General features: G+C 64.8%; 17 protein-coding genes, 1 tRNA gene and 1 pseudogene. 14 read left to right on the top strand and 5 right to left on the bottom strand.

The features are described 5' to 3' along the window. The first annotated feature begins 248 nt into the window (after window positions 1–248). The 3 genes from rplU to cgtA all read left to right on the top strand — a co-directional run bounded on the left by rplU (window position 249) and on the right by cgtA (window position 2,032). Entirely contained in the window at window positions 249–566 is a 318-nt protein-coding gene (gene rplU / locus WIX41_RS03870; protein ID WP_339445843.1) for a 50S ribosomal protein L21, read from the top strand. A gap of 15 nt (window positions 567–581) precedes the next feature. Then, a complete protein-coding gene (gene rpmA, locus WIX41_RS03865; protein WP_019184517.1) occupies window positions 582–842 on the top strand; it encodes a 50S ribosomal protein L27 in 261 nt (86 codons plus the stop codon). 140 nt (window positions 843–982) lie between these two features. Next, complete coding sequence (gene cgtA / locus WIX41_RS03860) at window positions 983–2,032, top strand: Obg family GTPase CgtA (protein ID WP_339445842.1); 1,050 nt, start codon at window positions 983–985, stop codon at window positions 2,030–2,032. A 385-nt stretch (window positions 2,033–2,417) separates the two neighbouring features. On the opposite strand, the gene rpsT is transcribed toward cgtA, so the two are convergent. Beyond that, entirely contained in the window at window positions 2,418–2,687 is a 270-nt protein-coding gene (gene rpsT / locus WIX41_RS03855) for a 30S ribosomal protein S20 (RefSeq protein ID WP_339445841.1), read from the bottom strand. A gap of 116 nt (window positions 2,688–2,803) precedes the next feature. Between rpsT and murJ the strand changes: the two genes are divergently transcribed. From murJ to WIX41_RS03820, 7 genes are all read left to right on the top strand, one after another. Next, on the top strand, window positions 2,804–4,408 hold the full coding sequence (murJ, locus tag WIX41_RS03850; protein ID WP_409187446.1) for a murein biosynthesis integral membrane protein MurJ: 1,605 nt from the start codon (window positions 2,804–2,806) through the stop codon (window positions 4,406–4,408). A 176-nt stretch (window positions 4,409–4,584) separates the two neighbouring features. After that, complete coding sequence (locus tag WIX41_RS03845; protein ID WP_339445839.1) at window positions 4,585–5,532, top strand: bifunctional riboflavin kinase/FAD synthetase; 948 nt, start codon at window positions 4,585–4,587, stop codon at window positions 5,530–5,532. After that, complete coding sequence (ileS, locus tag WIX41_RS03840; protein WP_339445838.1) at window positions 5,529–8,360, top strand: isoleucine--tRNA ligase; 2,832 nt, start codon at window positions 5,529–5,531, stop codon at window positions 8,358–8,360. The genes WIX41_RS03845 and ileS overlap by 4 nt, the downstream gene beginning before the upstream one ends. After that, window positions 8,360–8,866, top strand: coding sequence for a signal peptidase II (gene lspA / locus WIX41_RS03835; protein WP_339445837.1), 507 nt, complete (start codon window positions 8,360–8,362; stop codon window positions 8,864–8,866). The genes ileS and lspA overlap by 1 nt, the downstream gene beginning before the upstream one ends. A gap of 53 nt (window positions 8,867–8,919) precedes the next feature. Further along, window positions 8,920–9,870 carry a 4-hydroxy-3-methylbut-2-enyl diphosphate reductase gene (gene ispH, locus WIX41_RS03830; protein ID WP_339445836.1) on the top strand — a complete coding sequence of 317 codons (951 nt, stop codon included), beginning with the start codon at window positions 8,920–8,922 and terminating at the stop codon, window positions 9,868–9,870. Window positions 9,871–10,335: 465 nt separating this feature from the next. Next, window positions 10,336–12,219 (top strand): M61 family metallopeptidase, encoded by a 1,884-nt coding sequence (locus tag WIX41_RS03825; RefSeq protein WP_339445835.1) that lies wholly within the window; start codon window positions 10,336–10,338, stop codon window positions 12,217–12,219. Next, window positions 12,216–12,902 (top strand): lysoplasmalogenase, encoded by a 687-nt coding sequence (locus tag WIX41_RS03820; protein WP_339445834.1) that lies wholly within the window; start codon window positions 12,216–12,218, stop codon window positions 12,900–12,902. Before WIX41_RS03825 ends, WIX41_RS03820 begins: the two co-directional genes overlap by 4 nt. Window positions 12,903–13,008: 106 nt before the next feature. On the opposite strand, the gene treA is transcribed toward WIX41_RS03820, so the two are convergent. Further along, window positions 13,009–14,631: an alpha,alpha-trehalase TreA gene (gene treA, locus WIX41_RS03815; RefSeq protein WP_339445833.1), complete on the bottom strand. Its 1,623-nt coding sequence runs from the start codon at window positions 14,629–14,631 to the stop codon at window positions 13,009–13,011. A gap of 145 nt (window positions 14,632–14,776) precedes the next feature. Here treA and WIX41_RS03810 point away from each other — a divergent pair. The 4 genes from WIX41_RS03810 to WIX41_RS03795 all read left to right on the top strand — a co-directional run bounded on the left by WIX41_RS03810 (window position 14,777) and on the right by WIX41_RS03795 (window position 18,470). Beyond that, window positions 14,777–14,852: transfer RNA gene (locus WIX41_RS03810), tRNA-Thr, on the top strand. 361 nt (window positions 14,853–15,213) lie between these two features. Then, complete coding sequence (locus tag WIX41_RS03805; RefSeq protein ID WP_339445832.1) at window positions 15,214–16,080, top strand: RHS repeat-associated core domain-containing protein; 867 nt, start codon at window positions 15,214–15,216, stop codon at window positions 16,078–16,080. Further along, a complete protein-coding gene (locus tag WIX41_RS03800) occupies window positions 16,077–16,661 on the top strand; it encodes a hypothetical protein (protein WP_339445831.1) in 585 nt (194 codons plus the stop codon). Before WIX41_RS03805 ends, WIX41_RS03800 begins: the two co-directional genes overlap by 4 nt. A 639-nt stretch (window positions 16,662–17,300) precedes the next feature. Then, window positions 17,301–18,470, top strand: a complete 1,170-nt coding sequence (locus WIX41_RS03795) for a serine hydrolase domain-containing protein (RefSeq protein ID WP_409187445.1) — start codon at window positions 17,301–17,303, stop codon at window positions 18,468–18,470. Between the two features lie 109 nt (window positions 18,471–18,579). On the opposite strand, the pseudogene WIX41_RS03790 reads toward WIX41_RS03795, so the two are convergent. The 3 genes and pseudogenes from WIX41_RS03790 to WIX41_RS03780 all read right to left on the bottom strand — a co-directional run. After that, window positions 18,580–18,687, bottom strand: a pseudogene (locus WIX41_RS03790) (IS5-like element IS1646 family transposase); the annotation flags it as partial. Window positions 18,688–18,741: 54 nt separating this feature from the next. Further along, complete coding sequence (locus tag WIX41_RS03785; RefSeq protein WP_339445829.1) at window positions 18,742–19,692, bottom strand: hypothetical protein; 951 nt, start codon at window positions 19,690–19,692, stop codon at window positions 18,742–18,744. A gap of 242 nt (window positions 19,693–19,934) precedes the next feature. Then, a complete protein-coding gene (locus tag WIX41_RS03780; RefSeq protein ID WP_339445828.1) occupies window positions 19,935–20,243 on the bottom strand; it encodes a hypothetical protein in 309 nt (102 codons plus the stop codon). Between the last annotated feature and the right edge of the window lie 104 nt (window positions 20,244–20,347).

Here is a 20,347-nt window from a genome sequence, read left to right as displayed (position 1 = left end):
GGGGCAAGCGGAGACGGCAATCGGTCAGCCTACCGAGCTTGGGATTTGGGGGCAATCGGCGACATTGCCAGCCCCTTGTCTCATCTACTGAGACCAGCAGGGTCCGAACCTGAACGGGGTTCAGGGGATTGCCGCCCAGGGCAGGGGGTGGGTTGACCCGGGCCGGGGTGAGTCATTAAAATCCCGCTTCTGTCCGCCCTCGATGGCGGCAGTCCATAGACCACAATAACTACAGAGGAAGTCTGGTCATGTACGCAGTACTGGTAACCGGCGGTAAGCAATACCGCGTGGCGCAGGGCGAAACGCTCCGCGTTGAAAAGCTCGAAGTCGAAGTCGGCAACGAGATCAAGTTCGACAACATCCTGCTGCTGGGCGACAGCGACGGCATCAAGCTGGGCGACGCGCTGAGCGGCGCTTCGGTCACTGCCAAGGTCGTGTCCCAGGGTCGTGCCGACAAGGTCCGGATCATCAAGTTCCGTCGCCGCAAGCACCACATGAAGCGCCAGGGTCACCGTCAGTACTACACCGAAATCGAGATCACCGGCATCGCCGGTGGCAGCAAGTAATAAGGAGAAGCAGTCATGGCACACAAGAAGGGCGTAGGCTCATCGCGCAACGGTCGCGACTCCAACCCGAAGTACCTCGGCGTCAAGATCTTCGGTGGCCAGGCCATCGATGCTGGCAACATCATCGTGCGTCAGCGCGGCACCCAGTTCCATCCGGGTACCGGCGTCGGCCTCGGCCGTGACCACACCCTGTTCGCGCTGGTCGACGGCAAGGTGGAGTTCTCGGTGAAGGGCCCGAAGAAGCGTCGTACCGTCAGCGTCGTCGCCGAAGCCTGAGCTTCGCGGCACGCAGGCGCCCCCGCCCCGGCGTGGGGCCGCTGACGAAAGCCCCGCTTCGGCGGGGTTTTTGTTTTTCACGTTAGACTCTGCGGTCGGGCGCACCCGTTGCCCACCGCCTCCAGTTGGCATCCAGAATCATGAAACTTGTAGACGAAGCAGAAATCCAGGTTACCGCCGGCAATGGCGGCAACGGCTGCGTCGGTTTCCGTCGCGAGAAGTTCATTCCGCTGGGCGGCCCGGACGGCGGCGATGGCGGCAATGGCGGCAGCGTGTACATTCGCGCCGACGAAAACCTCAACACCCTGGTCGATTTCCGCCATGAGCGCATCTTCAAAGCGCAGCGCGGCGAGAACGGCATGGGCCGCCAGGCCTATGGCAAGGGCGGCGAAGACCTGATCATCACCGTGCCGGTCGGTACCGTGGTGATGAACGTGGCGACCGACGAAGTGATCGGTGACCTCACCCAGCACGACGACATCCTGCTGGTGGCCAAGGGCGGCAAGGGCGGCCTGGGCAACATGCACTTCAAGAGCTCCACCAACCGTTCGCCGCGCCAGTCGCTGCCGGGCGAGGAGGGCGAGGAGCGCCTGCTCAAGCTGGAGCTGAAGCTGCTGGCCGACGTCGGCCTGCTGGGCTTCCCCAATGCCGGCAAGAGCACCCTGATCCGCGCCGTGTCCGCTGCCACCCCCAAGGTGGCCGATTACCCGTTCACCACCCTCTACCCCAACCTGGGCGTGGTGCGCGTGGAGAACTACCGCAGCTTCGTGATCGCCGACATTCCCGGCCTGATCGAAGGTGCCGCCGATGGCGCCGGCCTGGGCGCGCAGTTCCTGCGCCACCTGCAACGCACCCGCCTGCTGCTGCACCTGGTGGACATCTCCCCCATGGAAGGTGGTGTGGAAATCTCGCCGATCGAGCAGGTCCGTGCGATCGAGCGCGAATTGGCCAAGCACGACCCCGAGCTGCTGGAAAAGCCGCGCTGGCTGGTGCTGAACAAGGCCGACCTGATGTTCGAGGACGAGGCCAAGGCCGCCGCCGGGAAGATCATCGCCGAGCTGGGCTGGACCCAGCCGTGGTACCTGGTGTCGGCGCTGGGCCGTGAAGGCACCTGGCCGATCATGACCAACATCATGGCCTTCTTCGACCGCCAGAAGGAAGACGAAGCGGATGCGCGCAACGCGCTCTGACGCTGTCCGGTCTTCAAAGGGGAACCCGGCTTCGGCCGGGTTTTTCCGTTTTGCCGTAGAGCCACGCCCTGCGTGGCTGCCGTCGGCGCAGGGTCCTGGATCGCAGGCAGCCAGCCACGCAGGGCGTGGCTCTACGCGGGGTGCTTTCTGCATTTGGTCGGCCAACGCAAAAAACGGCCTGGAGCCGTTTTTGACATCGCTTGCCGATGGCCCGAAGGGCGCCCGCCATGGATGGACGGGCGCAAAAAACGGCCTGGAGCCGTTTTTGACATCGCTTGCCGATGGCCCGACGGGCGCCCGCCATGGATGGACGGGCGCAAAAAACCCGGCCGGGGCCGGGTTCTTTTCCTGCACGCCGCGCGTGGCGCGGCGTCGCAGTGCCGTATCAGGCGACCTTGAGGGCCTTGATGCGCGCGGTCAGGCGGCTCTTGTGGCGAGCGGCCTTGTTCTTGTGGATCAGACCACGCGAGCTGAAACGGTCGAGGATCGGCTGGGCGACGGCAAAGGCTGCCTCGGCGCCGGCGGCATCGTTGGCGTCGAGCGCCTTGATCACCTTCTTGACAGCGGTGCGCAGCATCGAACGCTGAGCCGTATTGCGCGCGTTGCGCACGACGGTCTGCTTGGCGCGCTTCTTGGCGGACTTGATATTGGCCACAGTGGTGGTTTCCTGAAAAATCGGTGTAATGGGAACAGCAAGCTGGAAAGTATGATGGCTCGGAAAATGTACGTCAAGTCAATTGTCAAGAGGAAACACGGGTGAGTTCACCAAGGATGTTGCGCGGGCTGCTGTCTTTCAGCAGCATGACCATGATTTCGCGGGTGCTGGGGCTGGTCCGCGACCTGGCCATCACCACCACGTTCGGCACCAACGCGGTGACCGACGCCTTCTGGGTCGCCTTCCGGGTGCCCAACTTCCTGCGCCGCCTGTTCGCGGAGGGCTCGTTCGCCACCGCCTTCGTGCCGGTGTTCACGGAGGTGAAGGAAACCCGCTCGCATGAGGAACTGCGCGAGCTGATGTCGCGGGTGGCCGGCACGTTGGGCGCGGTGCTGCTGCTGGTGACCGCGCTGGCGCTGATCTTCGCCCCGCAGCTGGCCACCCTGTTCTCCAGCGGGGTCGACACCGACCCGGCCAAACACGGCCTGCTGGTGGACCTGTTCCGGCTGACCTTCCCGTTCCTGCTGTTCGTCTCGCTCACCGCCCTGGCGGGCGGGGCCCTGAACAGCTTCCAGCGCTTCGCGATGCCTGCGTTGACGCCGGTGATCCTCAACCTGTGCATGATCGCCGGCGCGCTGTGGCTGGCCCCCCGGCTGGGCGGTACCCCCGAAAAGCAGATCCTGGCCCTGGGCTGGGCGGTGCTGGCGGCCGGCGTGCTGCAGCTGCTGTTCCAGCTGCCTTCGCTGAAGGGCATCAACCTGCTGACCCTGCCGCGCTGGGGCTGGAGCCATCCCGGCGTGCGCAAGGTGCTGACCCTGATGGTGCCGACCCTGTTCGGCTCCTCCGTGGCCCAGATCAACCTGCTGCTGGACACCGTGATCGCCGCCAAGCTGATCGACGGTTCGCAGTCCTGGCTGTCGCTGGCCGACCGCTTCCTGGAGCTGCCGCTGGGCGTGTTCGGGGTGGCGCTGGGTACGGTGATCCTGCCCGCGCTGGCCCGCCACCATGTCAGTACCGACAAGGCCGGCTTCTCCAGCGCGCTGGACTGGGGCCTGCGCACCACGCTGCTGATCGCCGTGCCGGCCATGCTTGGCCTGCTGCTGCTGGCTGAGCCGCTGATCGCCACGATCTTCCAGCATGGCCAGTTCACCCCGTTCGATACCCGCATGACGGCGTTGTCGGTGTATGGCCTGAGCCTGGCCCTGCCAGCCTTCGCCCTGCTCAAGGTGGTGCTGCCGGCGTTCTATGCCCGCCAGGACACCCGCACCCCGGTGCGTGCCGGCCTGGTCGCGCTGGTGGCCAACATGGTCTTCAACTTCATCCTGCTGGCCGCGCTGTACCACGTGATGGTGCCCGAGGCGCTCAAGGCGCAGGGTGTCTGGGTGGCGCTGGGCAGGCAGCCGGGCCTGCACCTGGCGCTGGGCATTGCCAGCGCGCTGTCCAGTTACCTGAATCTTGGCCTGCTCTGGTACTGGCTGGGCAAGACCGACGTCTACCAGCCCAAGCCGGGCTGGGCCGGCTACGTGACCCGGCTGGGGCTGGCCTGCGCGGCCATGGTGGCGGTGCTGCTGGGCCTGCTGCAGCTGATGACCGACTTCACCGACATGGATAAATGGCACCGCATCGGCAACCTGGCGCTGCTGGTCGGCGGCGGCGGCCTGACCTACCTGCTGGCCCTGGTCGCGATGGGCTTCCGCCCGCATCACCTGCGCGAGCATTGATCCATGCCCACCCCGTCCCAATCTGTCTGTTCATCCCCGGCGTGGCTCGGCACCGCATTCCCGGCATGGCAGGGCACCGGTAGAGCCGCGCCCTGCGTGGCTGGGCTGGACACCCAGCTATACTTGCCGGTCATGCATTGCAACAGATTGGCCCGGGTGGGCCGGATTCCCATCAGATGAGCAGGTTGTTCAGAAGCATCGAAGGCGGGCGTTTGTTCCCGCACGGAAGCGTGGTCTGCATCGGCGCATTCGACGGCCTGCACCTGGGTCATCGTGCGCTGGTGCGGCATGCGGCGGCGCGCGCCCGCGCGCTGGGCGTGCCCGCCGTGGCGGTGGCCTTCGAGCCGTTGCCGCGAGAATACTTCGCCCAGGGCGAGCCGCCGCCGCGGCTGACCCTGGCCCGCGACAAGGTCACGATCCTGCGCGACTTCGGCGTGGACGCGGTCGGCCTGCTGCGCTTCGATGCCGCCATGGTGGCCATGCCGGCCGAAGCCTTCGTCGAACAGCTGCTGGTCAACCGGCTGGGCGCGCGCGAAGTGTGGATCGGGCCGGAGTTCTGCTTCGGCAACCGCCGTCGCGGCGACCTGGCGCTGCTGCAGGCCATGGGCGCCGAACGCGGTTTCACCGCCGGCGAGATCGAAGCGGTGGACCTGCACGGCGAGCGCATTTCCGCCACCCGCATCCGCCAGCTGCTGCGCGAGGGCGATTTCACCCAGGCCGCCGACCTGCTCGGCCGCCCGTATTCGATCGGGGGCAGGGTAGTGCGCGGGCGCCAGCTCGGCCGCACTCTCGGCTTCCCCACGGCCAACCTGCGCTTCCCGAAGACCCCGGCGCTGGCCGGCATCTATGCCACCTGGGTGCACGGCGTGTTCGACCAGCCGTGGCCATCGGTGTCCAGCTTTGGTACCCGGCCAACCGTGGACGGGGTGGAGCCGCTGCTGGAAGCGCACCTGTTCGATTTCCAGGGCGACCTGTACGGTCGGCATATCCAGGTCGAATTCGTCGCCAAGCTGCGCAACGAAGAAAAGTTCCATGATCTGGCGACATTGACCGACCAGATGCACCGTGACGCCGATCAGGCCCGTCACATCCTTTCCGAACACAGATTGCGAGCCACTGCGTGAGCCAGGACTACAAAGCCACCCTTCATCTGCCGGCAACCGAATTCCCGATGCGCGGCGACCTGCCCAAGCGCGAGCCGGGCATTCTGTCGCGCTGGGAAGACGAGGGCCTGTACGCCCGCCTGCGCGCCAACGCGCAGGGTCGCCCGCTGTTCGTGCTGCACGACGGCCCGCCGTACGCCAATGGCCAGATCCACCTCGGCCATGCGGTCAACAAGATCCTCAAGGACATCATCGTCAAGTCGCGCTACCTGGCCGGCTTCGACGCGCCCTACGTGCCGGGCTGGGATTGCCACGGCCTGCCGATCGAAATCGCGGTCGAAAAGAAGTGGGGCAAGGTCGGCGTCAAGCTCGACGCCGTCGAGTTCCGCCAGAAGTGCCGCGAGTACGCCGAAGAGCAGATCGAGCTGCAGCGCCGCGACTTCAAGCGCCTGGGCGTGATCGGCGATTGGGACAACCCGTACAAGACGCTGAGCTTCGATTTCGAAGCCAATGAAATCCGCGCGCTGTCCAAGATCTTCGCCAACGGCCACATCGTGCGCGGCGCCAAGCCGGTGCACTGGTGCTTCGACTGCGGCTCGGCGCTGGCCGAAGCGGAAATCGAGTACCAGGACAAGACCTCGCCGGCCATCGACGTGGCCTACGTGGCGCGCGATTCGGCGCAGCTGGCTGCGCGCTTCGGCGTGAGCCTGCCGGCCGATGTCGAAGTCGCCGTGCCGATCTGGACCACCACTCCGTGGACGCTGCCGGCCTCGCTGGCGGTGTCGCTGGGCGCGGACATCCAGTACGCGCTGGTCGAAGGTCCGGCCCACGCCGGCAAGCGCCGCTGGCTGGTGATCGCCGCCAGCCTGGCCGAGCGCGCGCTGCGCCGCTACGGCGTGGAAGACGTGGTGGCGCATGGCCATGCCGCCGGTGCCGCGCTGGAAAACCTGCTGCTGGCCCATCCGTTCTACCCGCAGCGCGACATCCCGCTGCTCAACGGCGCGCACGTGTCCGATGAAGACGGTACCGGTGCGGTGCATACCGCCCCCGGCCACGGCCAGGAAGATTTCGTGGTCAGCCAGCAGTACGGGCTGATGGACCACTACACCGCCGGCCAGATCAATCCGGTCGACGGCCGTGGCGTGTACCTGCCCTCGACCCCGCCGGCCGGCGAGGTGGTGCTGGCCGGCGTGCACCTGTGGAAGGCGCAGCCGCTGATCGTGGACGTACTGCGCGATTCGGGCGCGCTGCTGGCCTTCGTCGAGATCGTGCACAGCTACCCGCACTGCTGGCGCCACAAGACCCCGGTGGTGTTCCGCGCCACCCCGCAGTGGTTCATTTCGATGGACAAGGCCAACCTGCGCAGCGATGCGATGGCCGCCATCGACAACGTGGGCTGGTTCCCGAACTGGGGCAAGGCACGCATCGGCAGCATGGTCGATGGCCGCCCGGACTGGTGCATCAGCCGCCAGCGCACCTGGGGCGTGCCGATCGCGCTGTTCACCCACCGCGAAACCGGCGAGCCGCATCCGCGCACCGTTGAACTGATGCAGCAGGTGGCCGACCGTGTGCAGGCCGGCGGCATCGACGTCTGGTACGCGCTGGACGCGGCCGAACTGCTGGGTGATGAAGCGGCGCACTACGAGAAGGTCACCGACATCCTCGATGTCTGGTTCGACTCGGGCGTCACCCACGAAGGCGTGCTGCTGGAGCGTGGCTTCGGCAAGCCGGCCGACCTGTACCTGGAAGGCTCCGACCAGCACCGCGGCTGGTTCCAGTCCTCGCTGCTCACCGGCGTGGCCATCGACAAACATGCGCCCTACAAGCAGTGCCTCACCCACGGCTTCACCGTGGACGAGAAGGGCCGCAAGATGTCCAAGTCGCTGGGCAACGGCATCGAGCCGCAGGACATCATGAAGACCCTGGGCGCGGACATCCTGCGCCTGTGGATCGCCTCGGCCGACTACAGCAACGAAATGTCGCTGTCGCAGGAAATCCTCAAGCGCAACGCCGATGCCTACCGGCGCCTGCGCAACACCGCGCGCTTCCTGCTCGGCAACCTGGATGGCTTCGACCCGGCCCAGCACCGGGTGGCCCCGGCCGACATGGTCGCGCTGGACCGCTGGATCGTGCATCGCGCCTGGGAAGTGCAGGAGAAGATCAAGGCGGCGTACACCGGCTACAACATGGCCGAGATCGTGCAGCTGCTGCTGAACTTCTGCAGCGTGGACCTGGGCTCGCTGTACCTGGACGTGACCAAGGACCGGCTGTACACCATGCCGACCGACTCGCGCGGCCGCCGTTCGGCGCAGAGCGCGATGTACCACATCGCCGAAGCGTTCACCCGCTGGATCGCACCGATCCTGAGCTTCACCGCCGATGAGCTGTGGGGCTACCTGCCGGGCGCGCGCAAGCAGAACGTGCTGTTCGCCACCTGGTATGACGGCCTGGTGCCGCTGCCGGCCGATGCCGCGATCAACGCCGCCGACTTCGACCAGCTGCTGGCCCTGCGCGAGCAGGTGGCCAAGGTGCTCGAACCGATGCGTGCCAACGGTGCCATCGGTGCCGCGCTGGAAGCGGAGATCACCGTTGCCGCCAGCGAGGAAACCGCTGCGCGCTGGCAGCCGCTGGCCGAGGAACTGCGCTTCCTGTTCATCAGTGGCGATGTCAGCGTGCGCCCTGCGACCACCGACGAGGTGTTCGTCAGCGCCCAGCCGACCACCAAGCAGAAGTGCGTGCGCTGCTGGCACTACCGTGCCGACATCGGCAGCGTGGCCGCCCACCCCGAATTGTGCGGTCGTTGCGCAAGCAACGTCGACGGTGCCGGCGAAGACAGGAAGTGGTTCTGATGGCCGCCCCGCGTCCGCGTCCCAACGCGCTGGTCTGGCTGCTGCTGTCGGCCGCCATCATCGGCCTGGACCAGTGGAGCAAGGCCTGGGTTCTTTCCAGCCTGCCCGAGTACCAGCCGGTGACGGTCATCGACGGCTTCTGGAACTGGTACCGCACCTACAACACCGGTGCGGCGTTCAGTTTCCTGAGCGACGCCGGTGGCTGGCAGCTGTGGTTCTTCACCGCGCTGGCGGTGGGCATCAGCGGCCTGATGGCCTTCTGGCTGTCGCGCACCCCGCGTGCCCACTGGCGCAGCGCCGTGCCGTACGCCCTGGTGATCGGCGGAGCCATCGGCAACGTCATCGACCGCCAGGTGCACGGCCACGTGGTCGATTTCATCCAGTGGTACGTGGGTGAGCACTACTGGCCGGCGTTCAACATCGCCGATGCGGCCATCGTGGTGGGCGCGGTGGGTATTGCGGTGTTCGGCCTGTTCGACGGCAAGGCCGAGAAAAAAGCGGGATAATTCCCTCCAGTTCCCTGTATCAACCGGCCCCGGCCGGCCGGAGTATCTGACCGATGGATGTGTTGCTCGCCAATCCGCGTGGTTTCTGTGCCGGTGTCGATCGTGCGATCGAGATCGTCAAGCGCGCGATCGAGACCCTGGGTGCGCCGATCTACGTGCGCCACGAGGTCGTGCACAACCGTTTCGTGGTCGATGACCTCAAGCGCCGGGGCGCCATCTTCGTCGAAGAGCTCGACGAAGTGCCCGATGGCAACACGGTGATCTTCAGCGCCCATGGCGTCTCCCAGGCGGTACGCCAGGAAGCCGAGCGGCGCGGGCTGAAAGTGTTCGACGCCACCTGCCCGCTGGTGACCAAGGTCCACCTGGAAGTGGCGCGGCACTGCCGTGCCGGCCGCGACGTGGTGCTGATCGGCCACGCCGGGCACCCGGAAGTGGAGGGCACCATGGGCCAGTGGAGCCGCGAGCGCGGCGCCGGCAAGATCTACCTGGTGGAAGACGTGGACGACGTCGCCACCCTGGTGCTGGACCAGCCGGAGAACTTCGCCTACACCACCCAGACCACGCTGTCGGTGGATGACACGCGCGGCATCATCGAAGCGCTGCGTGTGCGCTTCCCGGCCATGCAGGGGCCGAAGAACGACGACATCTGCTATGCCACCCAGAACCGCCAGGACGCCGTGCGCGACCTGGCCAAGCGCTGCGACCTGGTGCTGGTGGTGGGCTCGCCGAACAGCTCCAACTCCAATCGCCTCAGCGAACTGGCGCGCCGCGATGGCGTGGAGAGTTACCTGATCGACGGCGCCGACGAGATCGACCCGGCCTGGGTGCTGGGCAAGAAGCACATCGGCCTCACCGCCGGCGCCTCTGCGCCGCAGGTGCTGGTGGATGGCGTGATCGAGCGGCTGAAGGAGCTGGGCGCCACCGGCATCGGCGAACTCGAAGGCGAACCCGAATCGATGGTGTTTGCGTTGCCGAAGGAACTGAGGCTGCGCCTCATCTCCTGACGGTAGCGCCGGCCGTTGGCCGGCTGCCTTTCGATCCGGGGTCATGAACGCCTGCCGGATGTCTTCGGCCGGTTAAACGTCGGAACAATCGCGACAACCGATGCGCAGCGGATTCGGACGCTTGTGCCGCGCTGCGCGCGGTGTCCGGCCAACGTTATGCCCGCCGTCCTGGCGGGCACCCTTCGGGCCGTCGCTGCGCAACGTTGAGAACGGCTCCTGCCGTTCTCTTCGGACCTACGAATTGTTACGTGCCCATCGGCATCGGGATCAATCAACCGAAGACCATTCGCATTACCACGCATGCATCCCGATCAATGGCATGAATATCGACCCTCGCCGGTACGGTCGCATCCCGATCGACTGCCGATAACAACGCCCCACGCGACGAAGGCATGACCTTTGGCCATGGGGCTGTGCGCCATCGAGGTCTAGCATCGATCAATTCGAATGCCGGAATCCCCCTCGATGAAACTGCGTGCCGCCGTCCTCTCCGTGCTTCTCGCCGCCACCACCACCGGTGCCCACGCGCAGACGCCGCCACCGCAGGACATCGCCTTCCCCGGCCTGCTGCGCATCGATGTGGACGCCCGCGACATCGGCCGCCGCATCTTCAAGGTCAAGGCCACCGTGCCGGCCCAGCCGGGCCCGCTGACCCTGCTGTACCCGCAGTGGCTGCCCGGCGCGCATTCCCCCAGCGGCCCCATCGACAAACTCGCCGGCCTGGTGGTCACCGCCAACGGCAAACCGCTGGCGTGGAAGCGCGACCCGTACAACGTCTACGCCTTCACCGTGGACGTACCGCAGGGCGCCAGTGAGGTCGTAGCCGAGTTCAAGTTCCTCTCCTCGCAGGGTGCAGGACAGGGCCGTGTGGTCATGACCCCGGAAATGCTCAACCTGCAGTGGAACGCCAACTCCCTGTACCCGGCCGGTGTGATCACCCGCAACATCCAGACCCAGGCGAGCGTGACCTTGCCGCCAAACTGGGCCTACGCCACCGCGTTGGACACCGAGCGCCGCGACGGCGACACCGTGGTGTTCAAGCCGATCAGCTACGACCACCTGGTGGACTCGCCGCTGTTCGCCGGCCGCCACTACCAGCAGTTCGACCTCGACCCCGGCGCCAAGGTGCCCGTGCACCTCAACGTGTTCGCCGACGACGCCAAATCGCTGGTCACCAAGCCCGAACAGCTGCAGGCGCACCGCGCGCTGGTCCAGCAGATGTACAAGCTTTACGGCGCCCGCCACTTCGACCGCTACGAATTCCTGCTTGCACTTACCAGCAAGCTCGGCGGCATCGGCCTGGAACACCAGCGCTCCAGCGAAAACAGCGGCGACACCGGCTACTTCACCGACTGGGACAAGACCTGGCTCGGCCGTGACCTGCTGCCGCACGAATTCAACCATTCCTGGAACGGCAAGTACCGCCGTGGTGCCGACCTGACCACCGCCAACTTCAACGTGCCCATGGGTGACAGCCTGCTGTGGCTGTACGAAGGCCAGACCCAGTTCTGGGGCCACGTGCTGGCCGCACGCTCGGGGCTGTGGAGTACCGACCAGACCCGCGACATGCTGGCGAATGTGGCTGCCACCTATGACCGCGGCCGCCCGGGCCTGGCCTGGCGCAACCTGCAGGACACCACCAACGACCCCACCATCGCCCAGCGCCGCGCCCTGGCGTTCCGCAATTACCAGATGAGCGAGGACTACTACTCCGGCGGCCAGATGGTGTGGCTGGACGTGGAAGGCAAGCTGCGCGCCTTGACCGGCAACAAGCGCAGCATCGATGATTTCGCCAAGGCCTTCTTCGGCATGCACGACGGCGACTGGAACGTGAACCCGTATACGTTCGATGAAGTGGTCAGCACCTTGAACGGCATTGCCCCGTTCGATTGGGCCAGTTTCCTGCGCGAGCGCCTGGACGGCCACGGCCCGCTCACCGGCGGGCTGGAAGCGGCGGGTTGGAAGCTGGTCTACACCGACACCCCGAACGACGCCTTCAAGGCGCAGGAAACCCGCGCCAAGAACACCAACCTGTTGTACTCGGTGGGCGTGGCGGTGACCGAAGCGGGTGCCATCACCGACGTACTGTGGGACAGCCCGGCCTTCAACGCCGGCCTGGCCCCGGGCATGAACGTGCTCGCGCTCAACGGCCGCGTATTCAAGGGCGAAGACCTGAAGGACGCCGTGGCCGCCGCCAAGACCGACAAGGCGCCGCTCACCCTGCTGGTGCGCAACTTCGACCGCATCGACACGGTCAAGCTCGATTACCACGGCGGCCTGCAGTACCCCTCGCTGCAGCGCATTGCCGGCAAGCCCGACCGCCTGGCCGAGTTGTGGAAAGCGCGATGAGCCTGCGCCGCGACGTGCCGATCGTGCTGGCGGCGGTGGCCGCCATCATCGGCGCGTCGCTGGACGGCGACGGGCGCTGGCTGCATTGGATCGCCAAGCCGCTGGCCACGTTGTTGATTGCCAGCATGGTCCTACGTAGTGCCGGCCTTTGGCCGGCAACCGACGCACCCTCCGCCAACCGCACCTACGCCCGCGCGATCCTGCTCGGCATGGCGTTCTCCTGCATCGGCGACATCGCCCTGATGCTCCCGTTCGACGCGTTCGTCCCGGGACTTATCGCCTTCCTCCTCGCCCATCTCTGCTACATCGTCGCCTTCCGCGCCGGCTTCGGGGCAGGGCGCGGGTTGATATTGGCCGGCGTGCTGCTGGCCCTGTTCGCTGGCACCAACCTCGCAGGACTATGGCCGCTGTTGCCCAACGCGCTGCGCATTCCCGTGGTGGTGTACGTAGTGGTGCTTGCCTTGATGGCAACACTCGCTTTGGCACGCGCGTGGTCGCGCAGCCCCATCGGCGCAACGCAAGGCACACGCTGGGCCGCCATCGGCGCAGTGCTCTTCGTCATCAGCGACTCCGTCCTGGCCTGGGACCGCTTCGGTGGCGGCCTGCCAGCCGCATCGCTATGCATACTGGCCACGTACTACGCAGCACAATACTGCATAGCCCGTTCGGCGGAATCGGCCTGATCTGCCTGATCGGCTGGCCTGGTGGGTTCGGTTCCCAAACGAACGCCGACCCTGCCAATCCCTGCTGTAACGCATTACCCCAAAACGGAACCGCGCTCTTACCCGGTCATTCCTCGACATCCCCGGCGTCATCGCACCGCTTCTGCTCCGCACACAACCGATCCAACAACGCCAACGCCACCCCGTTGCTCCAGCCAAACCCATCCTGCAACGGGTACTCGCCGCCACCGCCGCCACCCGCAGACCCATCCACCACATACTTCTCCACCAACTTCCCATCGCGGTCGTAAACGGTCTGCACCGTGCGCAGGAACCGAACCCCCACCTGTCGCGCCAACGCATCCTGCCGGTACCGCTGCAACCCATCAACAGCAACCCACTGCAACGGCGCCCACCCATTCGGCGCATCCCACTGCTGCCCGGTGTTCTCCGTGGTGGTCAACAACCCGCCTTCGTGCAGCAACTGCACCTCCACCGCCTCAGCCGTGCGCTGCGCCTGCACCGGGCTCGCCACCTGCAACCACAGCGGAAAAAGCGCAGCAGCCGTTAGGGCAGGGCGGGGCGTACCACGCTCCAGATCCCGATCCGCATACCACCCCTGCCGCTCATCCCACAGCAGCGTATTGATCGCCTCCTGCCGCCGTTTGGCCTGCCGTTCGAAATCCCGCGCTGCCGCACGATCCCCCGCAATTCGGCTGGCACGCGCCAACGTGCCCTCCAAGTGGAACAGCAGACTGTTCAAATCCACCGGCACGATCTCGGTGGTATGGATGCTGCCCAGCTCCGCCGGATGCACCAGCCACCGCGAGCTGAAATCCCACCCGGACTCGGCCCCCGCCCGCAGATCGCGATACACCTGCGAAGGCGCACGGTCCGGCGCGGTGGCCGCCGTCGCCAGATCATCCGTCCAGGACTCCGTACGCGGCACCGCCCGTGCATCCCAGTACCGGTTGAGCAGGCTGCCATCGTTCATCCGTACCACCCGCTCGCTGGCCGCGCCTGGCGCCAGCCCTTCCGCACCCCGCATCCAGAACGCATGCTCGGTGCGCAACTGCGGCAGATACCGGCGATACGCGTCATCGCCCTCGTGAGTGGCGAGCAGATCCACCATCAAGCTGAAGAACGGCGGCTGCGAGCGGCTCAGGTAGTAGCTGCGGTTGCCATTGGGGATATGTCCGTACTGGTTCAGCTGCCAGGCAAAGTTGTCCACCATGTCGCGGACCTGCTGCCAGCGCCCGCTGGAGGCCAGGCCGAGCAGAGTGAAGTAGCTGTCCCAGTAATACACCTCGCGGAAGCGCCCGCCCGGCACGACATAAGGGTGAGGCAGCGGCAGCAGCGAACCGCGCGGGTCCACCGTCGCCGTGGTGCGGGTCAGCACCGGCCACAGGCCTTCGATATGGGCGCGCAGGGTCTCACCAGTAGGCGGCACGTAGGCGGCGGCCTCAACCGGCGCCGTGAAGTTCGCGGCCACGAACGCCTCCAGCGAGAAGCTCCGCTGCGCGCGCTGCTGCTGCCACTGGGCCAGGATCACTTCGGGGTCGGCCATTGGAATCGCATCCGCGAAGGTCTTTTGATCCTTGAACAGGTGCGCACCCTGGACCTGCTGGAACAGCGGCTGCCACTGCTGGTCCGGCGGTGAGGGCGCCTGGGCGGGGGATTCGGCCGCAGCTGGGGCGGTACACAGCAGGGAGGCAAGCAGCAGGCCGGCCAAGCGGGTGTAAGGGCGCATGGAGCTCTCCAGAGGGCAACAGGCCCACTGTAGGGCCGGGCGCGTCAACGCCCGGTGCCCCGAACGCCAGGCAGGCCGGGCGTTGCCGGGGCAGGGGCGCCCACAATTGACCACCTGCGCCGCGCACCTTAGAATTGCCTGCTCAGCCGGAATAGCTCAGTTGGTAGAGCGGCGCATTCGTAATGCGTAGGTCGTAGGTTCGATTCCTATTTCCGGCACCAGTTGTAATGAAGAGCCCCGGCCCTGGTCGGGGCTTTTTTGTGTTCTGGTGGCGCCGGGCCATGCCCGGCGGAACGCGAGTCCCCCAGTAGTGCCAGCCCATGGCTGGCAGCCCAGGATTTCCGAACCTCGCGTCCTACTCGCCCCGCCGGCTTCCCAGGCGCTTAGCTTTTCACGATTCCTGACCTGGAAACCGTAGTCGACCATTCCTGTGCTATGAATACCCAGCCTTGCTTCAAGGCTCTTTCAGGGATTGGAAGGATGCGCAGGTTCGGGGGAGCTGCAAGCGGTGTGTTGACCCGCTTCAGGGGATTAGAAGTTCGAATTCGGAAATCGGGAGCATTAGGCGCCTGGCTGTGCTGCGTGCTGCTGGTTGGTCTCGGCTCGTCTCCATCCGCAATTGCCCAGACGACGGTCACCTACATCCACACGGACGCCCTGGGCTCGGTTGTGGCTGAGAGCGATGCCAACGGCAACGTAATCAAGCGCTATGACTATGAGCCCTACGGGGCCGTGGTGGACGGTCAGGTCGCAGATGGGCCGGGATATACCGGGCATGTGAGTGACTCGGCCACCGAGCTGAGCTACATGCAGCAGCGGTACATGGATCCGCAGCTGGGGATGTTCCTGTCGGTTGATCCGGTGACGGCGTATGAGCAGCCTCTGGGTCAGTTCAATCGGTATCGGTATGGGAACGGGAATCCGTACAAGTTCACGGATCCGGATGGGAGACAGGCAGTCCATGACCAGCCGCTTGTCTTCTACCAGACAACTACTCGTACGACGAGCGACAGTGGGGCAGTCGATGTCGCCAGGACGAATGTTTCGAACTATGGAGTCGTCCATGGAACGCGGACGGAAGCCCGTGGGACCGTCACCCTTCTGCCCCAGAAGTCACTGGGAGGCAAGCCGGCCAATCCCGGGCCTGAAGTGACAATCAAATTGCTCAACTTCAGTGATAAATCCGGTCAGAATATCGAAGTGACCAGTGGCCAAAGAACGGTGGAGCAAAACCGAACGGTGGGCGGCGCGAGTCGGAGCCAGCATCTACAGGACAACGCGGCAGACATACGGATCAATGGGAACACGGCTAAGCAAACCGCTGATGCGGCCCATGGCTCCGGCGAATTCAACCGGGTCAATCAATACACTGATGGCCGTGGCGTGCATGTAGATCTTAAGCAGGATGGAACGCAGGGACGCTTCACTGACTGGAAACCCAAAAAATGAAGATCATTTCCGGCGGAGCTTGGGTCCTGATGCTAGTGGCATGCAGCCCTGCTCCCTCCGACGTACTGGATGTGGCGAAGCATGCGCCCACTGAAGCTGTCCCCTTGTTCGCGGGCATTGACGCCAGTAGTGGCTCCCTTGGGGGCCTGCGTACTGGAATGACCAAGGACCAGCTTTTCGCAACCGGGCATCCCCTCATTGAACGCTCGGTTATGCAGGAAGGAGACGAGTACGTGGTCATGGACGTCTCACTACCTGGCGGTTTGGTTGTCGAATGCTGGTTTGATGACGGCAGGATTGAGCGGCTGCGGACTATCGCGGAGGAGTTTGAAGATGAGAAGGGAATTGGCGTTGGCTCCACACTGGCTGCTCTGAAAGCTGCCTACCCGGACGGTCGTTTAGTCACGGGAAGTGAAGACGGCAAGCACTATGCCAACTTCGTCAACCGCTCCAAAGTAGTCTTCGAGATGGACATGGCTGCGCTTCCGCAAGCGTGCTTCCATGACGAAAGCACAGGATGCGACGCGCGCCCGGACTTGCGTGTGCATGGCGTTGTCGTGCATTCCGGTCCAAGCTCGTAGGGCGGGCCCTAAGGATGTTCTGAACAACCATCTTTGGGCCTTGAATTCTCGGGTCAGGCTCGATCTGCGACCGACTGACATCTCAGATTGATAATGTTCTGCTGCTTTGGAGGTGCCAGCGGGAACCTGCAGGCTGCCATTGTCTCTCAGGTTTCTGGCCAGCGGCTGGCACTATCGGAGCATTTGTTCAGAGCATCCCGAGGGATGCTCTGAACAACTCTGCAGGAAATCTGATGGTAGCGTCGGCCGTTGGCCTGGCCGGCAAGCTTGGCGGCCATCAGGCTCAACTCGAGGAACCCTCCATACAGCTGTCATTCGGTGATGCCGGGAGGTTGAGCCGGCGCAAGCAGGCGCGCCGAGAGCTGTGGGTCATTACAGCTTTTCACTCTGGCAATGGCTGATTCTCCTGACCGTGCTGGCAATCCCGGTCGCAACGGGCGCGGCGATCCTCCTCTTCGTAACCTTCCGTCGTCGCCAAGACAAGGGCAAGTGATGCAGTGCATGCGCTGCACCGGCTGAGCAGCTTCGTCAGCCACGCGTGACTTACGGCACTACAGGGTGCCTATGCGTGTAGCCATGCTGCAGCAGCATTCATTGGAAGAAGTGCTCATGACCGCAGTCCGCGTATTGTTCTTCGCCATGACTCTGGCGCTGGTCGTCCCCGGCATGGCTGGCGCGACCACAACCTCCGAAGCGGTCGCCAACATCGAGCGCAATGCCCGCGCGGCGCATTCTGATGCCGTGCTCCTGAGGCGAGACGGAAAGACACTGCTTGAGCTCAAGCCGGCCGCAGGACAGGAGCGGGTCCACCTGATGTCGGCGACCAAATCTGTGCTGGCACTCGCCATCGTCCTGCTGCTGGACGATGGAAAACTTGCCTCCATCGACGAACCGGTCAGCAATCTTTACCCCGAGTGGAAACAGGGGCGGAAGAAGGACATCACGGTACGCATGTTGCTTGACCATACCTCCGGCCTGCAGAACGTGGCAAACGCCGGGCAGGAGCTGGAAGATGCGCCGGACCTGGTCAAGCTGGCGCTTGCCGCGGAACTGAGCGGCGAGCCGGGTGCTGTGTTTTCTTACAACAACAAAGCCACCAACCTGCTGCCTGGCATCGTCCAGCATCTGGCAGGGCAGCCGGTGGATGCCTACCTGGCATCAAGGCTGTTCGAGCCATTGGGCATCACGCAGTACGAGTGGATGAAGGACGACGCCGGCACGCCCCTGGGCATGGCAGGCTTGTCACTGAGCGCGCCGGATCTGGCAGCGATCGGACAGCTGCTGCTCGACCGTGGTGTAACCCCGCTCGGGATACGCGTGCTCAGCGAACAATCGGTTGCGTTGCTCATGGCAGAAAGCGCGCGCTCGGCGGACGTGGGACTGTTGTGGTGGCGCATACCCGCCTCGGAGCGATACCAGGCGAACGAGCGGATGAGCGACCTGCTTGCCCAGCACGGTGTCAGCGCCCCGGTCCAGCAGGCACTGCTGGCTACCCAAGGCAGGGTATTCGACAGCAAGGCCGCGTTGATCGCCTTCCTTGCCGAGCGCCTGGGTCCCGACTGGCCGCAGCAGTACGGCAGCGAAATCACCGCTCGCGGGCTCAAACTCGGCGACCTGTTCGATATACAACGTGGCCCGACCGTTGCCTACGCCGCCAACGGCTACCTCGGGCAGTACCTGGTGATCGTTCCGGACAAGCGATTGGTGGCGGTGCGCCTGATCCATCGGCGCGACAGCCACACGGCGCCGACGGACGATTACGCGTCGTTTACTGCAGACGTTCTAAAGGTCGCCAATACCCTGCAATAAACCGCGCCATCAAATCTCCCAGGGAATGTCGGCCTCGAGCCATAGGTTTTACCTCAGGTTGATAATGTTTCGCTGCTTTGGAGGTGCCAGCGGGCACCTCCAGGCGGATTTACCCTTGGGCCGGCATCAGCTGCCGGCGCGTCATCCACAAATTGGACAACGCGAACAGCGTCAGCACTTGGGCAGTGTTCTTGGCCAGCCTGCGGTAACGCACCTTGGCGTTGTGTCCGCCATGTCTGCGGCCGGGCTGCTTCGCGCACGTCTGGTTGGATCATTTACGAAAGAGGTTCAACAGATCCTTGACGCTTTTGATATCGGGAGCGTCTTGCCGGGGAGCTGATCGTCTTCCCGCATCCATGCCCGGGCGAGCAGCCCTGCTTTCATTGAGCGTTGCGTACATCACGGCCTGCTCATCCGTGCGCTTGCCGCCGGCGTTGTTGTACCAATGCGTCCATTGCCTGGTCGGTGCATTGGCTTGAGGGAACATGATTGGTTTGGCGGAGATGGCGGTGAGGGTATGTCGAGACGGGCTGACGGTCAGTTCCATCTCCACGATGCTGGCAACGGGCGTGCCGGCTGCCGTCAAGGCGGGGCTGAAGGTCATCCGGGAGGGCGCGATGCATACCTCCGAATCGGTGAGCTCGGACCTGAAATCCGGATTGCAGTAATTCGTGCTGTCGTTCTTCTGGGCGACCTCCAGGTATGTCCGGGGGTCGATAAGGGCGCGATTGGGATTCACCGAATTGTGGTACACCTCGCCCGTTTCCGTCAGGTTGATGAAGAACTTGACCGAATAGGGCTTGCCCTGCGTGACATCGAGCGAATCAAGGAATGCGCCTTGCAGGCGCGAACTCCACAGCATCGTGCCGGCCGTCACTGAGGGGAGTATGGCGACCTGGCTTTCGGCCTCGCGCTGGAGATAGGCAGCCTTTCGCGTTGCGATCGATTTCTCTTCCGCAATCTGACGCTGCTCGTCCTCGACGCGTTGCCTTGCAGCTGCGGCCCGGGCCCGCTGCTCAGCTTCTGCCTTTTCGCGGGCGCGGATAGGCTCCATTGCGCGCTCGTAGGCAAGGTGATCACGCATGAACTGGTTGCACTGTTCCTGGCTGGCGCCTCCACCGCACTCGGTTCGAACGTTGCGGGTTGCCGTCACCGGGTCCACGGGCCTGCTTTGTGACTGGGCTACGGCGGGCATGACCAGGGTGCACAACGAAAACAGCAAGCCGACAGTTCTGATCAAGGGACACCTTCGAAGTGGATTCAAGGGAGTTGGATTATCGTGGAACACTGGATTCGGGCAGGTGCGGCACGTCCAATCAAAACATAGCGGCACCGACTGCCAATGGTTGAGGGGGCAGGTGTCCCTGCCGGACGGGGTGGGGTGCCTGCCGCCAGTCAGCCGAATCCGCCTCTGCGGCAGGTTCGACTCCTGCGCAGGGCCAGATTGTCCCTTTCGCTGCAGGACTAGTGCTTCCGGGTGATGACCACGGCTCCCAACTGCTGCCAGGGAACCAACTGCCGCAGGTAGCCGCCCATGAAGCCCGCAACCATCGCTCCTCCCGCAAGCCCAGCCATGCGCAGTGGCCCCGCTGCACGCGCGCGCAGCCAAGGCAGCACCGCAACCAGCTGCGCCCCCAGCAGCAGCGCCAGTACGTCCAGCCCGATCGCGTCCAGTACCGGCGCCAGCGGCAGGAGGTCGGGATTGCAGGCGACCACCAGGATCAGCACTGTGGTGGCGGCAGCCAGCAGTTTGGCTCTCGAAGTCTTCGGCATCGGCGGCTTACCAGGCAGGGTATGGTTGCTGATAGTCGGCTTCGGAGTCGGGCTGCGCAAGTCGCCGCTGCGGAGCGCATCGGCTGTTGATCGCGATAATGTGG

It is taken from the genome of Stenotrophomonas sp. AB1(2024), from assembly GCF_037482345.1.
GTDB lineage: Bacteria > Pseudomonadota > Gammaproteobacteria > Xanthomonadales > Xanthomonadaceae > Stenotrophomonas.
This window is presented reverse-complemented; position numbering and strand designations above follow the sequence as displayed.

Bases quoted from the DNA above. Each gene is read 5' to 3' on its own strand.
- rplU (WP_339445843.1), top strand. From the start codon at position 249: ATGTACGCAGTACTGGTAACCGGCGGTAAGCAATACCGCGTGGCGCAG.
- rpmA (WP_019184517.1), top strand. From the start codon at position 582: ATGGCACACAAGAAGGGCGTAGGCTCATCGCGCAACGGTCGCGACTCC.
- cgtA (WP_339445842.1), top strand. From the start codon at position 983: ATGAAACTTGTAGACGAAGCAGAAATCCAGGTTACCGCCGGCAATGGC.
- murJ (WP_409187446.1), top strand. From the start codon at position 2,804: ATGTTGCGCGGGCTGCTGTCTTTCAGCAGCATGACCATGATTTCGCGG.
- WIX41_RS03845 (WP_339445839.1), top strand. From the start codon at position 4,585: ATGAGCAGGTTGTTCAGAAGCATCGAAGGCGGGCGTTTGTTCCCGCAC.
- lspA (WP_339445837.1), top strand. From the start codon at position 8,360: ATGGCCGCCCCGCGTCCGCGTCCCAACGCGCTGGTCTGGCTGCTGCTG.
- ispH (WP_339445836.1), top strand. From the start codon at position 8,920: ATGGATGTGTTGCTCGCCAATCCGCGTGGTTTCTGTGCCGGTGTCGAT.
- WIX41_RS03825 (WP_339445835.1), top strand. From the start codon at position 10,336: ATGAAACTGCGTGCCGCCGTCCTCTCCGTGCTTCTCGCCGCCACCACC.
- WIX41_RS03820 (WP_339445834.1), top strand. From the start codon at position 12,216: ATGAGCCTGCGCCGCGACGTGCCGATCGTGCTGGCGGCGGTGGCCGCC.
- treA (WP_339445833.1), bottom strand. From the start codon at position 14,631: ATGCGCCCTTACACCCGCTTGGCCGGCCTGCTGCTTGCCTCCCTGCTG.
- WIX41_RS03800 (WP_339445831.1), top strand. From the start codon at position 16,077: ATGAAGATCATTTCCGGCGGAGCTTGGGTCCTGATGCTAGTGGCATGC.
- WIX41_RS03795 (WP_409187445.1), top strand. From the start codon at position 17,301: ATGACTCTGGCGCTGGTCGTCCCCGGCATGGCTGGCGCGACCACAACC.
- WIX41_RS03780 (WP_339445828.1), bottom strand. From the start codon at position 20,243: ATGCCGAAGACTTCGAGAGCCAAACTGCTGGCTGCCGCCACCACAGTG.